Origin of the sequence: Photobacterium indicum, assembly GCF_003026215.1 — a bacterium.
In the GTDB taxonomy this organism is placed as follows: Bacteria; Pseudomonadota; Gammaproteobacteria; order Enterobacterales; family Vibrionaceae; genus Photobacterium; species Photobacterium indicum.
Window position 1 is genome coordinate 1 of record NZ_PYOC01000021.1, and the last position, 15942, is coordinate 15942.

15 protein-coding genes are annotated in these 15942 nt (G+C 40.5%); 8 read left to right on the plus strand and 7 right to left on the minus strand.

Features of this window, described 5'->3' with window-relative positions; genetic code table 11:
• Positions 1-60: 60 nt before the first annotated feature.
• On the plus strand, positions 61-546 hold the full coding sequence (locus tag C9J47_RS26420; protein ID WP_107256974.1) for a hypothetical protein: 486 nt from the start codon (positions 61-63) through the stop codon (positions 544-546).
• A 4-nt stretch (positions 547-550) separates the two neighbouring features.
• Positions 551-1597, plus strand: coding sequence for a porin (locus C9J47_RS26425; RefSeq protein WP_107256977.1), 1047 nt, complete (start codon positions 551-553; stop codon positions 1595-1597).
• A gap of 107 nt (positions 1598-1704) precedes the next feature.
• On the opposite strand, the gene C9J47_RS26430 is transcribed toward C9J47_RS26425, so the two are convergent.
• Positions 1705-2610 carry an ROK family protein gene (locus tag C9J47_RS26430; RefSeq protein WP_107256979.1) on the minus strand — a complete coding sequence of 302 codons (906 nt, stop codon included), beginning with the start codon at positions 2608-2610 and terminating at the stop codon, positions 1705-1707.
• 328 nt (positions 2611-2938) lie between these two features.
• On the opposite strand from C9J47_RS26430, the gene C9J47_RS26435 reads away from it, so the two are divergent.
• On the plus strand, positions 2939-3154 hold the full coding sequence (locus tag C9J47_RS26435) for a hypothetical protein (RefSeq protein WP_006229561.1): 216 nt from the start codon (positions 2939-2941) through the stop codon (positions 3152-3154).
• A 104-nt stretch (positions 3155-3258) separates the two neighbouring features.
• Here C9J47_RS26435 and C9J47_RS26440 read toward each other — a convergent pair whose 3' ends face one another.
• Positions 3259-3681, minus strand: a complete 423-nt coding sequence (locus tag C9J47_RS26440; RefSeq protein ID WP_107256982.1) for a MarR family winged helix-turn-helix transcriptional regulator — start codon at positions 3679-3681, stop codon at positions 3259-3261.
• 351 nt (positions 3682-4032) lie between these two features.
• On the opposite strand from C9J47_RS26440, the gene C9J47_RS26445 reads away from it, so the two are divergent.
• Positions 4033-5028, plus strand: a complete 996-nt coding sequence (locus tag C9J47_RS26445) for an NADP-dependent oxidoreductase (protein ID WP_107256984.1) — start codon at positions 4033-4035, stop codon at positions 5026-5028.
• A 110-nt stretch (positions 5029-5138) separates the two neighbouring features.
• Here the strand turns inward: C9J47_RS26445 and C9J47_RS26450 are convergent, their stop codons facing one another.
• The 5 genes from C9J47_RS26450 to phhA form a co-directional block, all read right to left on the minus strand.
• Positions 5139-5732, minus strand: a complete 594-nt coding sequence (locus C9J47_RS26450; RefSeq protein ID WP_107256986.1) for a PqiC family protein — start codon at positions 5730-5732, stop codon at positions 5139-5141.
• Positions 5732-7378: an intermembrane transport protein PqiB gene (gene pqiB, locus C9J47_RS26455; RefSeq protein ID WP_107256989.1), complete on the minus strand. Its 1647-nt coding sequence runs from the start codon at positions 7376-7378 to the stop codon at positions 5732-5734. Before pqiB ends, C9J47_RS26450 begins: the two co-directional genes overlap by 1 nt.
• On the minus strand, positions 7371-8759 hold the full coding sequence (locus tag C9J47_RS26460; RefSeq protein WP_107256992.1) for a paraquat-inducible protein A: 1389 nt from the start codon (positions 8757-8759) through the stop codon (positions 7371-7373). The genes pqiB and C9J47_RS26460 overlap by 8 nt, the downstream gene beginning before the upstream one ends.
• A gap of 484 nt (positions 8760-9243) precedes the next feature.
• On the minus strand, positions 9244-9582 hold the full coding sequence (locus tag C9J47_RS26465; protein ID WP_107256994.1) for a 4a-hydroxytetrahydrobiopterin dehydratase: 339 nt from the start codon (positions 9580-9582) through the stop codon (positions 9244-9246).
• Positions 9575-10387 carry a phenylalanine 4-monooxygenase gene (gene phhA, locus C9J47_RS26470; RefSeq protein ID WP_107256996.1) on the minus strand — a complete coding sequence of 271 codons (813 nt, stop codon included), beginning with the start codon at positions 10385-10387 and terminating at the stop codon, positions 9575-9577. The genes C9J47_RS26465 and phhA overlap by 8 nt, the downstream gene beginning before the upstream one ends.
• Before the next feature lie 498 nt (positions 10388-10885).
• Between phhA and C9J47_RS26475 the strand changes: the two genes are divergently transcribed.
• From C9J47_RS26475 to C9J47_RS26490, 4 genes are all read left to right on the plus strand, one after another.
• Complete coding sequence (locus C9J47_RS26475) at positions 10886-12028, plus strand: homogentisate 1,2-dioxygenase (RefSeq protein WP_107257045.1); 1143 nt, start codon at positions 10886-10888, stop codon at positions 12026-12028.
• A gap of 91 nt (positions 12029-12119) precedes the next feature.
• Positions 12120-13142, plus strand: coding sequence for a fumarylacetoacetate hydrolase family protein (locus C9J47_RS26480; RefSeq protein WP_107256999.1), 1023 nt, complete (start codon positions 12120-12122; stop codon positions 13140-13142).
• 21 nt (positions 13143-13163) lie between these two features.
• Positions 13164-13823 carry a maleylacetoacetate isomerase gene (gene maiA / locus C9J47_RS26485; protein ID WP_107257001.1) on the plus strand — a complete coding sequence of 220 codons (660 nt, stop codon included), beginning with the start codon at positions 13164-13166 and terminating at the stop codon, positions 13821-13823.
• 87 nt (positions 13824-13910) lie between these two features.
• The gene (locus C9J47_RS26490; RefSeq protein ID WP_107257003.1) at positions 13911-15917 is read left to right on the plus strand and encodes an acetoacetate--CoA ligase; all 2007 of its coding nucleotides are present in this window, start codon (positions 13911-13913) and stop codon (positions 15915-15917) included.
• The last annotated feature ends 25 nt before the right edge of the window (positions 15918-15942 follow it).

Below are 15942 nucleotides of genomic sequence, written 5' to 3' on the forward strand. Positions count from 1 at the left end.
CACAATAGTGCCTACTATTATGTATAGTAGGTTTAGTACTCACCGATATGGACAAAATCAATGAATAAGGATTTTCTTGATAAACAAATCGTTATAACATTCTTATTTGGAATGTTCATCACATTATTTTCATCCCATATTAATGCTGAAAGTAGCTCTGATAATAATGAGGTAGAGTTTGCCGTATTTTCGATGAATAATGATATCCCCGCTTTAAGTAAAAGCAAAGCGAGAATGATTTATAAAGGAAAAACAAAAAAAATAAATGGTAGCTTAAAAATCATATTAGTTGATTTGCCTGTGAATTCTATTCATAGAGAAGAATTTTATTCTATGTTACTTGGCAAATCCATATCTCAGATGAATGGATATTGGGCAAGTTTATCATTTTCAGGGAAAGGTAAAGCACCAGAAGAACTTAATAGTGATGATATAAAAAGCATTATTGAATGGTTGAATAATAATCCAAATGGTATTGCGTATGCTCCCATTGAATCTGTTCCGGAAAATGCCAATATTTTAATCACTATCTTACAGGGAGAGTAAGACAATGAATAAAACACTTTTATCAACCATTATTATCGCTGCAATTCCATTCTGCTCACAAGCTGCAATCGACGTTACCGATAACTTTTCAATCAGCGGTTTTGGCTCAACATCGATTACTCAGTCAGATAACAAAACACCACTATTTGTGAATCGAGAGATTACAGATGACACTTGCTACGATTGTGATACAACATTTGGCTTACAGGCAGACTGGGCAATATGGGATGAATTAAGTGCTTCTGTCCAAGTCGTTAAACGTCCTCAAGATGATTGGTCTGATCCAGAATTAGAATGGGCTTATCTAGCCTACAACTATAACAACTTATCATTTAAAGCCGGGCGCCTAAGGCTACCTCTTTTTCTTGCGTCGGAATATTATTATGTCGGGCAAGCTTACACATGGGCACGACCGCCACAAGAGGTCTACGATAGCATTTTAGGATTCAATTACTTTGATGGTCTTTCGGTCAGTTGGGAATATGAGCTCTCCGATGAAATAGTGCTCGCGGCAATGCCATATTATGGTTTTTCGAATACCAATAAAACGGATTACGATAGTGTAACGCTTGAATTTGATACAGAGCGAGTGGCAGGTATTTCATTCGATATTAGTGGCTTTAATTATCGTATTCATATGAATTATATGAATGCAAAATATCGAATCGTTCCATCACCAACCTATGAAACATTAAACATCTACACGTTCGGGGCTGAATATTCACTTGATCAGTGGCATTTTATGGCAGAAGTAGAAGCAGACGAGATTCAAACGAATTGGTATACAAGCGCTTCTTATAATATCGATAAGTTTACCCCTTATGTAGTGTATGGAGAGAGCCACCAGCGCCGGAAAAGCAATAGCATTACGACAGGCGTAAGATACGATATCACGCACACAGTCTCTATTAATGCTGAATGGCAGAATATTTTTATGGATAGAGAAGATTACAACGCCGGAAATTCAGGACAATTTGTTGCACCACCAATCGCTTACGGTGAAGACAAAGATGCCCAGTTGTACACTGTTATGCTGAATTTCGTATTCTAAATTGACACCTATAAATCGACACCTAAATGTAAGGGAGTAATGACATGCTGACGATCAGCAATAATTACTCCCTTTATATTGATACCAAACTAGAACAGTTGAATCGCTTATTTCACCAACATCGCAGCCCCAAATACACCAGCGCTATCACCCAGATCAGGTTTAACGATAAGTGTATCTAATATTGGGTTAAACAAGTGACGCTTAATCGCTTGTGGGGCGTGCTCATAAAGTGCATCTATATTACCGACTCCCCCACCCACAACAATCACATCGGGGTCAATAACGTTAATAATTTGTGCAACAGCTAAACCAAACTTATCGATTAATCGCGTTAATGTATGCTGAGCGAAGCTATCTCCGCTTTCAGCTAATTTTACGATTTCAGGCAAAGAATGCTCTTGCTTGGTAATACTTTTGTAATGCGCTTCTAAGCCTTTCCCTGAAATCACTGTTTCTAAACAGCCTTCTTTACCGCAATAACATAACGCACCATTAGGTTCTAATACATTATGCCCCCACTCGCCTGCAATGCCATGTCGTCCGTTTATCAGCTTGCCATTAACAACAACACCAGAACCGACACCTGTGCCCATGATAATACCAAATACGACTTCAGCATCGGGCTTTAAGCGTTTCACAACACCTAAGCGGGCTTCCGCTAACGCGAAACAATTTGCATCATTTGCAAGTACAACTTTAGTGCCCAACATTTCTGAGAGATCTTTATCAAAAGGCTGACCATTCAATGCTGTTGAATTGCAGTTTTTCATTACACCTGTTTGAGGATCTAACGCACCAGGCGTACCAAACCCAATTGCTTCGGGGGATTCACCTATAGATTCAGCACACATATCAATAAGAGACTTGATACGTTGTAGAATATGGGCATAACCTTTACTGCCTTCAGTGGCTACTCGCTTACGCAACACACACTGATCATCTGTTCGTGACATCACTGCACACTCAATCTTCGTGCCACCTAGATCAACGCCCCAATAATACTGACTCATCGTTACTCCAGATTTTTTATCATTATATATCCAAGTTACCTTACTGTACTTACTTCAGCGAGAACCTACACCGTAAGGTTACTTGGATATAATACTTAATAATTAAGGAATAAGAGCAACACATGCAACAAAGTGAACCAGAAAAGTGCCAATTAGTGATACCGCTTTTGTTTAGATAAATAATTTTTGCCCCAAATGCCAGAGCAATCACACAATCAATTTTAACGACAAGATCGCCTAATCATTAAAATCAGCCATAATTACTTAACAATGGTCATGACTTTGACTTATTTCTTTTTAGACAAATGTCGTCAAGGAGAATCACACTATGTTTCTTAAAGAGACTCGTACTGGTGATCTAGTAGATGTGATTGATATGGGGTCTTTAATAAACCCTTTTACTCAACAGGTGGATGTTCAATACCAATCAGGGGAAGATTTAGCTGATCCTGTTGCGATAGACAAACAGAATTTGGCTTTTCCATCTGGTGAGCAATTACCAGAATGCTGGATAAACGGCTACTACCGTTTTAAACAAGGATAATGGATTCGATAAAACGTAATAATGACTCGACTATTTTACTCGCCATCTCATAACTACTTAACACTAGTTATAATTGATGGCGAGTGACTATAACTTTGCCCAAGCTACTTTTGAAGGTTTTTAGCTAGCTCTAAACAATGCAAACGAAGCTCTTCTACCCGAGACGCATCCATACTCGACTTCTGGCGAAGCTGTTGCTTCAAATCTTTCGCTTTTTCTTGTAACTCACGCCCAGTCAACGTTAAAGAAATCACTTTTTTACGCTCATCAATGGGTGAAACTTGACGAGTCAGCATTTGCTTGCCTTCTAAACGCTTCACTATCGGGGTTAATGTTCCCGGATCGAGATGAGTATCATGAGATAGCTCGGTCAGGCTTACATCATTGTTGTACCACAATGATTGCATAACAATATATTGTGGGTAGGTTAGATCAAACTCGTCTAACAATGGGCGGTATGCGCGAACTAATGCATTGGTCGCCGTATAGAGTGCAAAGCACACATTGTCTGATAACTGTTGAGACATTCTTTCCCTCTCCGGCATACAATCACTTTTCAGTGATCATTTTTCACCCAAACGATACTGGTTGTATCCACTCCAAATCTATACTCCGCATAATAACGTGTATTGCATCACAGTAATATAGTTAGCCTTAAAATACTTAGCGCGCAAAATATTTTCGCACAAGCCTATTGCATAAATAAAAAACTGGGTGTAATTTAAAAAGCAGATTTAGTTAGTGCGCAAAATATTTGCAGGGAAAGTAATTAGATCTTACTCTATCAACAAACCATAACTATTAAACAAGCAGTAAGCTTTTGAACAAAATGAAAAGAAGCTGCTACTGTTACTTAAAATCCTTCAAAGGAAGACATAATGAACATTCAAGAAATTCAATTAACTTCTCGCCCTACAGGCATTCCGTCAGCTGAAAACTTTGCATTGGCTCAGAACACATTACCTGAAATACAAGATGGTGAAGTATTAGTAAAGAACCTTTGGATGTCTGTTGACCCTTACATGCGTGGCCGCATGATGGATCGTGCAAGCTACATTGCCCCTTTCCAAATAGGTGAAGCCTTAGAAGGTGGCGCAATTGGTGAAGTTCTTGAATCGAAAAACAGTGAGTTCCCTGTTGGCACCAAAGTAAACAGTATGCAGGGTTGGCGCAGCCATTACATCAGTAACGGAAACGGTTTAACCGCACTTCCTGTAACACCACTACCCGATCAAAGTTTCTTAGGCATTATGGGTATGCCCGGTATGACCGCATGGACAGGCCTGTTCCGTATCGCAAAATTAAAACCAACAGATACTGTTTTCATTTCAGCAGCTTCTGGCGCAGTGGGTAGCGTCGCTTGTCAGATTGCAAAAATGCACGGCTGTACTGTTGTCGGTTCAACTAGTTCTGACGATAAAGTGGCACTGCTTAAAAGCTTAGGTGTTGATGTTGTGATCAACTATAAGAAAGAATCAAACCTAATAGAAGCATTAGCAAAAGCAGCACCGCAAGGTATTGATGTGTATTTTGAAAATGTTGGTGGTGAACACCTTGAAGCTGCATTGGCAAACATGAATGATTACGGTCGTATCGCGGTATGTGGCATGATTTCTCAATACAATGCGACAGAGCCTCAGCCAGGCCCTACTAACCTTGCCATGCTTATTATCAAGAAATTAAAAGTTGAAGGCTTCATCGTATTCGACCACTGGGCGCACTATGGTGAATTCGCACAGCAAATGGGCCAATGGATTTCTGAAGGTAAAATCAAATGGGAAGAAACTGTGTACGAAGGCTTAGCTGAAGCGCCTAATGCATTTATCGGACTGTTTGAAGGTAAGAACAAAGGAAAAATGCTGGTTAAACTGTAAGCCTGTTATTACCACTGAAATAACAGCCAACTTTATAACCTAATTGAAAAAGGAGCCTTCGGGCTCCTTTCTATCCATTCAATAAATGATGATGGCCTATCGGTTTTTTATTACAAAGAAGCTGGCGCCACTTTTAGCCGTTGTGCAATCTGAGTAGTTAAACGGTTTATACCTTCAGATAAGGCTTTAACCTGCGCGTCGTACCCTTCTTCTTGTAAAGGTACTTGGAACTGAAATGGGTACACACCATTCAAGTCACCATCACTTTTTACTAGCATCCACTCGCCGCTAATTTTAGCCATGCCGGAATAGTGTCCATTGAACTCATCAATTTTCACCTGTAACCGCGGTGAATTATACGTACTTAAGGCTGGCGTCAATTCAGTTGTCCAGAACTGGCTTTGCTTATTACGTAAATCTTGATTAATACGCCGTGTCAGCTGTTTACCAATACTTTCAGCCCATAGGTTTTGTTGAGCTTGCACAACTTCGGTATCACTTACTTGATACACAAGGCCTGTACCTGCTAGATGTTCAGCCATCTCAACCGGACGAATAACCAGTAATGGTTGGTTAGACCCAATTTGAGACGTTGTGCTTTGTGCACCAGTAGGCAATAGATAACTATTCACAGCATCGGGTTGACTACTACAACCAGCTAAGAATGCAGTTGCGACTACCATAAATAATACGTGCTTTTTCATTATTGGCGGCCTCCAGCCGGAATAGGATCTTGTACTTTATCGTCACCGAAAACTAATGAGTTAGGCTTTTCATTTAATTGTCGTAAAACGGGTTGTAGCTCTTTCATTACTTGCTCAAAACGCGATAATGCTCCCTCAAGATTTCTATAAGGTGCAGCATCCGGCCCAAAGCCATTCAAGGTTGTCTGAATCTCTTGTAAACTTTTACGCATATCACTTGGTAATGCTTGGGTATCTTTTTGCGCTAACAATTTGTCTAAACTTTTCGCTACTTTCTCTGCTGCTAACAAGGTTTTCTGCGAAGTGTCTAAGGTCTGAGTTAAAGACGTTAACGTATCTTTGACAGGTAAATCATTAAACTTCTTCAGTACACCGCTAATTTGCTTCTGTATTTCAGCAAAACCACCCGCTTTGGTTGGAAACAACGGATAATCATCATATTTATTGATTGGTGGCATTTCTTCATCTTTGTATACATCCGTATCGACGAATAGTGCACCAGTTAATAAATTACCAGTTTTAAGACTGCCACGAAGCCCGCCTTCAAATTCACTTTCTAAATTACGTTTCAAATCATCAAGAGAATCAATGCCATTCTGACCATAGACTCGACCAAGCTCGATTCGAACAAGAACAGGAATCTGTTTGCTAGAAAAGCCTTCTTCGCGTGTTGGTAGACGCAATGGTACTTTCTTCACCGTACCTATGCGGATACCACGATATTCGATAGGAGCACCTTCATTTAAGCCACGAACTGATTCATCAAATAGCATGACATATTCGATATACTCATCGAAAATTCGCTCACGTACCATATTAAAGTTGTTATATAGCTTAAATAAGCTCATCTGCTTGGTGATGAGGTTTCCTTCTTCAGAACCATTAGGCACTCTAAAACTGACTCCACCTGTAATTAATGATTCTATTGAGCCTATTTTCAAGTTGAAACCCTGCGCCGACATCTGTAAGTCAACACCTGATGTTAACCAAAATTTAGTACGGCTACGGATCAAGCTGTCATATGGCTGAAAAATAAATAGCTGGTAGTTAGCTTTTTTAGTGTCAGTATCAAAGCTCACCTTTTCAACTCGCCCGACTGTAAATCCTTCATATAGGACTGGATCGCCAACACTTAGTTTACCCGCTTCACGGTGCGTTAATATTAGTCGTAAACCTTTAGCTTCTGCGGGTGCAACAGGCGGTACATCTAGCACTGTAAACTCACGTTTTTCGGTTTTTTTAATACCCGGTTGTAACTCAATATACGATCCAGACAGCAAGGTATCTAAACCCGAAATACCTTCCTTGCCTATTCGGGGTTTTACTACCCAAAATCGTGTATCTTCTTTCAGCATTCTTTCGGCGTCTTTATCCATCTGCACTTTTGCTGTGATATACGTATAATCATCACTCAGCTTGATTTCAGTTACGACACCTACTTTTACATTCAGTGATTTAATCTCGGTTTTTCCCACTTCAATACCTTCTGCCGTTTTTAACGTCAGCGTTATCTCTGGGCCTTTACTTCCAACAAATTGCACCAACATCCAGATACCAATAACCAACGCAACAATAGGCACTAACCATATTGTTGATATCTGTTTTAAAACTTGAACATCAGCCTTCGCTGGCTTGTTATCACTCATAATCAGGCTTCTTATTAAAATTAGAAATGGCTGTCGATTGAACTGAATGGTCAGCAGTATCGAATTCTTTTATTTCATCTACAAGCAAGCTATGTCCATCATCACCACTTGGTTGTGTCCAGAAAACACGAGGGTCAAACTGCATGGCTGACAGCATTGTGCAAATAACCACAATCGCGAAAGACAAAGCAGCAGGACCAGGGAAAATTGCCATTAAGTTCTGTAACTGTACCAACGCAACTAAAATGGCAACAACAAAAATATCAATCATTGACCAACGCCCGATAAGCTCAGTCATTCGATACAAACCTAAACGTTGAATAGCACGTTTGGTGGATGAATCTGCAGTTTTACGCGCGCTGATAAATAGCCAGACCAATGAAAACATTTTAGCCAATGGAATGACTACACTCGCTAAAAAAATCACCAGCGCGATAGGATATGAACCCATATTCCACAGTAAAACAACGCCACCCATAATTGTAGAACCCTCCACTTTTCCCAAACTCACGGTGTACATCATTGGGTAGAGGTTTGCGGGAATATAGAAAATGAATGACGCTAATAGTAATGCCCACGACTTTTGCAGGCTCAAGTTAGGGGCGTACTGATGTAAATGGCTGCCACAACGTAAACACTTTGCGTGTTCCTTTGCTGGCATTGGGTTTAATTGAGAACACATATGGCAGTTAACATGATTATTCGACATATGCGTGTCGCCAGGTTTCACGTCACTAAGCGGTACCATCGGAATAAATTGATCCCATAGCCACGTTCTATCAACCATCGAGACACACTTAACAACCAATACAGTGTAAACACAGAAAGCACCAAAAGAGATACCTAGCCCAACATCCGCTAACGATGCAATTTTAATTAAACTAACAAGCACCCCAATAAAAAAAACATCTACCATCAACCAAGCTTCAACACGAAAAAGACCACGGCATAAACGTTTTATCACTCGTAGATTCACATTTTCTCGCCCCACTTGCTTAATTTTCGAGGCTTTGTAGTACAAATACATCACAATGCAAATATAGCCAGCAGGTAATACAATAACAGTCATCAGCAGTAATAACGCCAACAAGCTATTTTCAAAATGCTGCAGCATTTCAGCAGCATGTAACAAGGTTATTTCTTGAGAGATCCCTTGAACACTAAAAGACATGAACGGAAAACTAATACTCAAGACCAGCATAATCATACAAGCAATACCGTAGGCTAACGGACGCTGAAACGGCATAGAAATTTGCTTAGTTAACGTATGATGGCAACGTGGACATCCCGCCTTTTGCCCTTCTTCGAGCCTTGGCTTATCTACAACTAACCCGCACTCTTCACACGCAATCATCAATTCAGGTGCTTTGTGTTCTGTCATGGGTAAATTTGACTCATTTAACACGTATCACCTCAGTATAGGTAAGAACAAGGCATAAGCTTCGATAACAAGAAAAGTAAAACCAATAAATACAATAAGATATATATTGTTATGCGCCAAGTCACACAATGCTATGCCTAATAATAATTATAAACACAGATATATCGCAATACTTTCTTAAAATGCAGAGTTTACAACACTCCCTCGAAAAGTGAACAGTGTTTTTTACTAAGAGAATAGTATTATTCGTTAAGAGGAATGTGAAAACTTGAACTTTGGGTTGAAAGTAAAAACTACAAGATTAGCCTCAATAACAAAAGTTATAAAAAAGCTACACACTGCATTTAATATTTTTTATTCGCTTTTATACCCAAGAATTACCCTCAATTAGTTAGCACAGAGTGATAACCCAGCGCAGACCATGAAAAAAGCCACAACAAAGATGCGTGGCTTTAGTTACATCGAGTTCATCATTAGTAACATGCTACTCTAGACAACGATCAGTCTTCGCTGCGCAAATGAAATCATTCTTATGTAGCCCTTTTGCTGAGTGACTCCACCAACAAACGGTGACTTTCCCCCACTCTAACGTTATGGTTGGGTGGTGAAATTCTTCCTCGGCTAGCTCTGCAATTTTATTACTGAAAGCCCAAGCAAGTTTAAAGTTTTTAAATGTAAATTCACGTTCCAGTTGTTTAATTCCATTACGTTCTATTACGCTCCACTGCGAGATACCCTCTAACATTTCTTCTAATTCAAGGTCGGTTACTTTTGGTGCATCAATATGGCAAGCTTCGCATTTCAATTCATGTAAATTAGACATATTCCCCTAAATGCTCCTTTTTCTTTGGTGGAAATAACGGTTTGTGTAGCCCCAAAGCTTTGGCTTCTTGCACCATGCTCATGATGTCTTTTTGTGCTAATTCATACAGCTGGTTAATGTTTTGAATTACAAAATAGAGTGGCTGCATAATATCTATTCGGTAAGGTGTCCGCATTACATCGACGGGTTCAAAAGGCTTATAACGCGCCTTTCTTCCTTTATATACATACTCTGTCTCGCCAGGGGAAGATAAAATACCACCGCCATAAATAGTACGCTGATCAGCTGTTCTCATTAAACCGAATTCCACCGTGAACCAGTACAGTCGAGCTAAATACACGCGATCTTCCTTACTGGCTTGAGCACCTAGCCGGCCGTACGCGTGAGTAAATTCAGCAAAAGCGGGATTTGTCAGCATCGCGCAATGGCCAAATACTTCATGGAAAAAATCAGGTTCTTGCAAATAGTCAAATTCATCACGATTTCGTAGAAAGGTCGCGACTGGAAATTGTTTGTTAGAAAGTAAATGAAAAAAACGGTCGAAATTAATTAATGCAGGGACTTCTACGCACTCCCAGCCCGTCGTTTCTTTCAACACTCGATTAATATTTTTTAACTGCGGAACATGGTCGGTCGGTAAATTTAGTAACTTTAACCCAGCAAGATATTCTTCGCAGGCCTTCCCCTTAATACAAGTGAGCTGCCTTACAACCAAATCGTGCCAGATTTGATTCTCATCTTCACTCCAATCAATAAAGCCATTTTCATCTGACTTTTTAGAGACATACTTGGTCGCTTTTCCCATAAAAATGCCCTCTAATTATCTCGCCTTACCATGGCTTTAATCGGAAGTTAACGATTAACGACATCATCATTTAGATCAATGAACGCAGATAACCAATACCAATCCTTTTTATAAAGATTAGGTGTTTTATAGGGTGAATTGGAACCCACAAATAAGAATCAAATAAAACCAATGCGTAACATAAGCTTTACATTTATTGTTGAGCTCACACTTAACCTGCAATTATCAAAGATAACCTATCAGCTCTTTTAACCTGCACTTAAAGGGGAAATTAACCACATGAAAACACTATCTTATCTTTGGCGAAAGAAAAATTTTAGAAATACATATATGTAAAACATTCAACACACTATCGGTATTTCTATTACTGTTATTTAGTTGATTGTTTATCATAACTCCGCCAAAGTTAACTTATCGGTTAACATTTATTTAACCAATACTTGGATCATGATCTTGGTTGAGCGATGTTAAAGAGGCTGACTAAAGAGGGATTTAATGATGCAGCAATGGTTCCAGTTTCCAATCATTGAAGGGAAAACTTCTCGGCAGGCACATTGTGATCTTCCAGAAGGTACTTTCGAGCGCGAATGCGGGAAAGAAGGTTTCTTTGGTCCAGCTAGCCATATGTATCATAAGCACGCGCCAACAGGCTGGATCAAATGGGAAGGCCCACTTCGTCCACGCGCGATAGACACCACCAAACTTGAACAAACAGGCATTACACCGTGGGATGCCTCACTGCTTCTTCATAACGACAATGTGAAAATACGCGTTTGGAATAGCCAACAAAGTATGGATCATCTAGTACGTAACGGCGATGGTGATGAAGTGCTATTTGTTCATAGTGGCAGTGGTCATTTCTATTGTGATTACGGTCATTTAAGCTTTAAAGACGGTGATTACATTGTTATACCACGCGCCACCAGCTGGCGTATTGAAATGGATGAGCCCGTATCATTGTTACTGATTGAAGCGTCTAACAGTGGCTATAAAACACCCGATAGAGGTATTGTTGGGCAACACGCCGTTTATGATCCTGCGATATTAGAATATGCCCGCATTGATGATGACTTTTTAGCTCAGCAAAGCGGGCAACCCAACAATGAGCAAACGTGGGAAGTACTCTTAAAAGCACGTAACCAAATGAATACCATTACCTACCCTTACAATCCATTAGATGCACAAGGCTGGAAAGGTAACCTCACTGTTTTCAAGTTGAATTGGCGTGATATTCGTCCGTTAATGAGCCACCGCTACCACTTACCACCGTCGGCACACTCCACATTTATCGCAAATGGTTTTGTCATTTGTACTTTTGTACCTCGTCCGATCGAAAGTGACCCAAATGCGCTTAAAGTGCCCTTCTTTCATAACAATGATGACTACGATGAAGTGCTGTTTTATCACCGTGGTAATTTCTTCAGCCGAGATAATATTGAAGCCGGAATGATCACTCATCACCCTTGCGGTTTCTCTCATGGCCCCCACCCTAAAGCACTTGCAGCAAGTCAAACCAATCAGAAAAAAGAAACCGATGAAGTTGCCGTAATGATCGATACACGCTTCCCATTAGAAATAGCAGACTTACCTGAAGGTGTTGAAAATAAAGACTATGTTTATTCTTGGTTGAACCGTAAATAACGGCAAGTAACAACACATAAATCATTCATTCCATTGCTTATTTTCTATTAACTTGAATATATAGATTTACATTGTAAATAAGGAGCACACCGTGAAATTAGCGTCTCTACATCAAGGTCGTGATGGGCAACTCATTGTTGTATCAAGAGATTTAACACAAGCCGTTCACGCACACGACATTGCCCCGACCCTACAATTTGCGTTAGATAACTGGGAACAAGTCGAAGCCGATTTACAACACCTCTACCGTAACCTTAATGATGGTGTTGCACATGATGTCTTTCCTTTTAACCCGCACGGATGTGCCTCTCCGCTTCCACGAGCATATCAATGGGCAGATGGCAGTGCTTATGTTAATCATGTCGAATTGGTTCGAAAAGCGCGTGGCGCAGCCATGCCAGAAAGTTTTTGGACTGATCCTTTAATGTACCAAGGTATGTCAGATGGATTTTTAGGGCCTTACCAGGATATTCAAGCAGCCGATGAAGCATGGGGAATCGATTTTGAAGGTGAAATAGCCGTTATTACCGACGATATTCCGATGGGGACACGCACAGAACAACTACACGACCACATTAAATTGCTGATGTTAGTGAATGATGTGTCGTTACGTAACCTTATTCCTAATGAACTTAGCAAAGGGTTTGGGTTCTTCCAATCAAAACCCGCATCAGCTTTTTCTCCGGTAGCAATAACGCCCGATGAATTAAATGACAGCTGGCATGATTTTAAAGTACACCACCGCTTAACGGTTCACTTAAACGATGAATTATTTGGGCAACCTCATGCCGGTACAGATATGACATTTAACTTCGCTGAATTGGTGCAGCATATCGCGAAAAGCCGCCATGTTGGGGCAGGAACTGTTATTGGTTCAGGCACTGTATCTAACCTTGACCGTACAAGTGGTTCTTGCTGCCTAGCCGAGCGACGTATGCTTGAAACTATTGAAAATGGCATACCCGTAACCCCCTTTATGAAGTTTGGTGATACCGTAAAAATAGAAATGTTTGATGACGATGGGCGCTCTATTTTCGGTGCAATAGAGCAAAGGGTCGTTAAATACACTAACGTCTATGATAAACAAGATTTAGAACACCATAAACCCGTTTAAATAAAAAGGGCTGGAATAACAATGGATGATGCAATTGCAGTAACGCTATACGACTATTACCGTTCTTCTGCCTCATACCGTGTACGTATTGCATTAAATTTGAAAGGATTAGATGCAGGCAAAAACTACGAGCAGCACCCTATTTCACTCATTGATAATGAACAAAACAGTAGTCATTATACCAAGGTAAACCCTAATGGCTTAGTGCCTAGCGTGAAAACCGAGCATGGTATATTGAGTCAATCTTTAGCAATCATTGAATACCTTGATGAAACGTATCCAGATATTCCTTTGCTGCCTAACGATCCTTGGCAAAAAGCGCAGTGTCGCTCTTTTGCCCTATTGATTGCCTGCGATATTCACCCTTTGAATAATCTACGTGTGCTGAACTACTTAAACAGCGATTTAGGCGTTAACCAGAACGAAAAAATGGTTTGGTATTTTCATTGGCTTGAACGCGGTTTTCAGGCATTAGAAGCCATGTTGAGTCGTAGCCCATCGTTTGAGCAAACTTTCTGTTTTGGCAATCACGCAACGCTGGCTGATATTTGCTTAATTCCACAAATTTACAATGCTAAGCGTTTTGATTTTGATATGACTAAATACCCCAATCTCTCGCTCGTTGATCAGCATTGCCAACAAATAGACGCATTCAAACATGCACACCCCAATCAGCAGTAAACAAGTAACAGCAGTAAACGAGCAAGATAAGCAAAGCAGCACAAAAAATAATAAATATAACGACGTTACACACGGAGGGTTTAATCAATGACAGTAAATACCGACGATCCACAAATGCTGTGGCGCCCTTCACGGGAACGTATTCAATCCAGTTTACTCTATCAATTCATGATTCAATTAAGTGAGCAACAAAATACGCTGTTTCATGACTACCACCAGCTACATCATTGGTCTGTTGCCCACAGCGATAGCTTCTGGGATCAAGTCTGGGATTTTTCTGATGTAATAGGTCATAAAGGCGATCCCACTTGCTTTACCCCCTTGCAGTCAGCCCTGCCAGCTAAAGAGACACAATGGTTCCCTAATGCAACACTGAACTTTGCTGAGAATCTACTCAAAAACTGGAATCGACATGCAGCTGCAGATGCCATCATATTTCACTGTGAAGGGCAAAAAGAGCACCAGCAACGTGTAAGCTGGCAACAGCTCTATCGTCAAACATCACAGCTTACCCAGTTTCTCACCGCTAAAGGGGTTAAGCAAGGTGATGTAGTCGCAGGATACATACCCAACATACCTCAGGCCATTATTGCCATGTTAGCTACATCGGCATTAGGCGCAATCTGGACATCGACATCACCCGACTTTGGTGCAGATAGTGTTATAGAACGATTTGGCCAAACTAAACCCAAAGTATTATTAACGGCAGACGGCTATTTTTATAACGGAAAATCACACAGCAGCTTAGACAATATCACGCAAATGCTTGCTCAACTTCCCAGCGTTGAACAATTGATTGTTATTCCCTATACCCAGATAGATATACGTACATTTACTGCTTCTATCCCCAAAAGTGTCACACTAACCCTTTGGCAAAATGCATTAGATCCATACGAACCAGCAGATATTCAATTTACACCTGTGCCTTTTAACCACCCGCTGTATATTTTGTATTCCTCAGGCACGACTGGCAAACCCAAGTGCATTGTGCATAGCACGGGGGGCTTGTTATTGAATCACCTTAAAGAACAAAAGTTACACTGTAACACCAAGCAAGGTGATCGGATTTTCTATTTCACGACATGCGGCTGGATGATGTGGAATTGGTTAGTCAGCGGGCTAGCTTCTGGGGCTACCGTCGTACTGTATGACGGTTCACCATTTTACCCAAATGCAAGTGTGCTATGGGATATGGCAGAGAAAGAGCAGCTATCGTTGTTTGGCACATCAGCTAAATATTTAGAAGCGCTCGAAAAACAAAATTACAGCCCAAACAAATTCTATTCATTAACACACCTACAAATATTATGTTCAACAGGTTCAGTGCTTGCACCAGAACAGTTTGACTATGTATACAACCACATAAAATCTGATGTTCAGCTTGCTTCAATTTCTGGTGGTACAGATATTTGTGGTTGCTTTGCTATCGGTAATCCCCTTAGCCCAGTTTATAAAGGAGAATGCCAGAGCCAAGCTTTAGGTATGGATGTGCGTGTTTTCAATGAACAGGGGCAATCAGAATTAACCCAACAAGGCGAACTTGTTTGTTGTAATAGTTTCCCAAATCAACCGATTGGTTTTTGGAATGATCCGGAAGGAAAGCGCTACCATAATGCGTATTGGAATACCTACCCAAATACATGGCATCACGGCGATTTTGTCGCATTAAGCACTACAGGCGGCATGGTTTTCTTTGGCCGTTCTGATGCCGTATTAAACCCAGGTGGTGTACGTATTGGTACAGCAGAAATTTACCGCCAAGTGAACCCATTAAATGAAATAGCCGACTCTGTAGTAATAGGACAAAACTGGGAAAATGATGTGCGTGTGGTGCTATTTGTTCAACTGTCCGATGGCTGTATGTTAGATGACGCGCTAAAAGCCACAATACGTCAGCGAATTAAACAACATTGCTCTCCCCGCCATATTCCTGCGGTTATCTTACCCGTTCGCGATATACCAAGAACTAAATCCGGAAAGTTGGTAGAACTTGCTGTGCGTAATATCGTACATAATTTGCCAGTAACAAATATAGGAGCCTTAGCAAATCCGTCCGCATTAGAACAGTATAAAGGGCTAAAAGAGCTGGAGTAGTATTCAACTAGCCATTGGAATATGG

What these genes read in the sequence shown, in the direction of transcription:
- C9J47_RS26445 (WP_107256984.1), top strand. Translation starts at nt 4,033, where the DNA reads ATGAACATTCAAGAAATTCAATTAACTTCTCGCCCTACAGGCATTCCG.
- C9J47_RS26420 (WP_107256974.1), top strand. Translation starts at nt 61, where the DNA reads ATGAATAAGGATTTTCTTGATAAACAAATCGTTATAACATTCTTATTT.
- C9J47_RS26465 (WP_107256994.1), bottom strand. Translation starts at nt 9,582, where the DNA reads ATGTCTAATTTACATGAATTGAAATGCGAAGCTTGCCATATTGATGCA.
- C9J47_RS26430 (WP_107256979.1), bottom strand. Translation starts at nt 2,610, where the DNA reads ATGAGTCAGTATTATTGGGGCGTTGATCTAGGTGGCACGAAGATTGAG.
- C9J47_RS26475 (WP_107257045.1), top strand. Translation starts at nt 10,886, where the DNA reads ATGCAGCAATGGTTCCAGTTTCCAATCATTGAAGGGAAAACTTCTCGG.
- C9J47_RS26450 (WP_107256986.1), bottom strand. Translation starts at nt 5,732, where the DNA reads ATGAAAAAGCACGTATTATTTATGGTAGTCGCAACTGCATTCTTAGCT.
- C9J47_RS26425 (WP_107256977.1), top strand. Translation starts at nt 551, where the DNA reads ATGAATAAAACACTTTTATCAACCATTATTATCGCTGCAATTCCATTC.
- maiA (WP_107257001.1), top strand. Translation starts at nt 13,164, where the DNA reads ATGGATGATGCAATTGCAGTAACGCTATACGACTATTACCGTTCTTCT.
- C9J47_RS26435 (WP_006229561.1), top strand. Translation starts at nt 2,939, where the DNA reads ATGTTTCTTAAAGAGACTCGTACTGGTGATCTAGTAGATGTGATTGAT.
- C9J47_RS26440 (WP_107256982.1), bottom strand. Translation starts at nt 3,681, where the DNA reads ATGTCTCAACAGTTATCAGACAATGTGTGCTTTGCACTCTATACGGCG.
- phhA (WP_107256996.1), bottom strand. Translation starts at nt 10,387, where the DNA reads ATGGGAAAAGCGACCAAGTATGTCTCTAAAAAGTCAGATGAAAATGGC.
- C9J47_RS26490 (WP_107257003.1), top strand. Translation starts at nt 13,911, where the DNA reads ATGACAGTAAATACCGACGATCCACAAATGCTGTGGCGCCCTTCACGG.
- C9J47_RS26460 (WP_107256992.1), bottom strand. Translation starts at nt 8,759, where the DNA reads ATGACAGAACACAAAGCACCTGAATTGATGATTGCGTGTGAAGAGTGC.
- pqiB (WP_107256989.1), bottom strand. Translation starts at nt 7,378, where the DNA reads ATGAGTGATAACAAGCCAGCGAAGGCTGATGTTCAAGTTTTAAAACAG.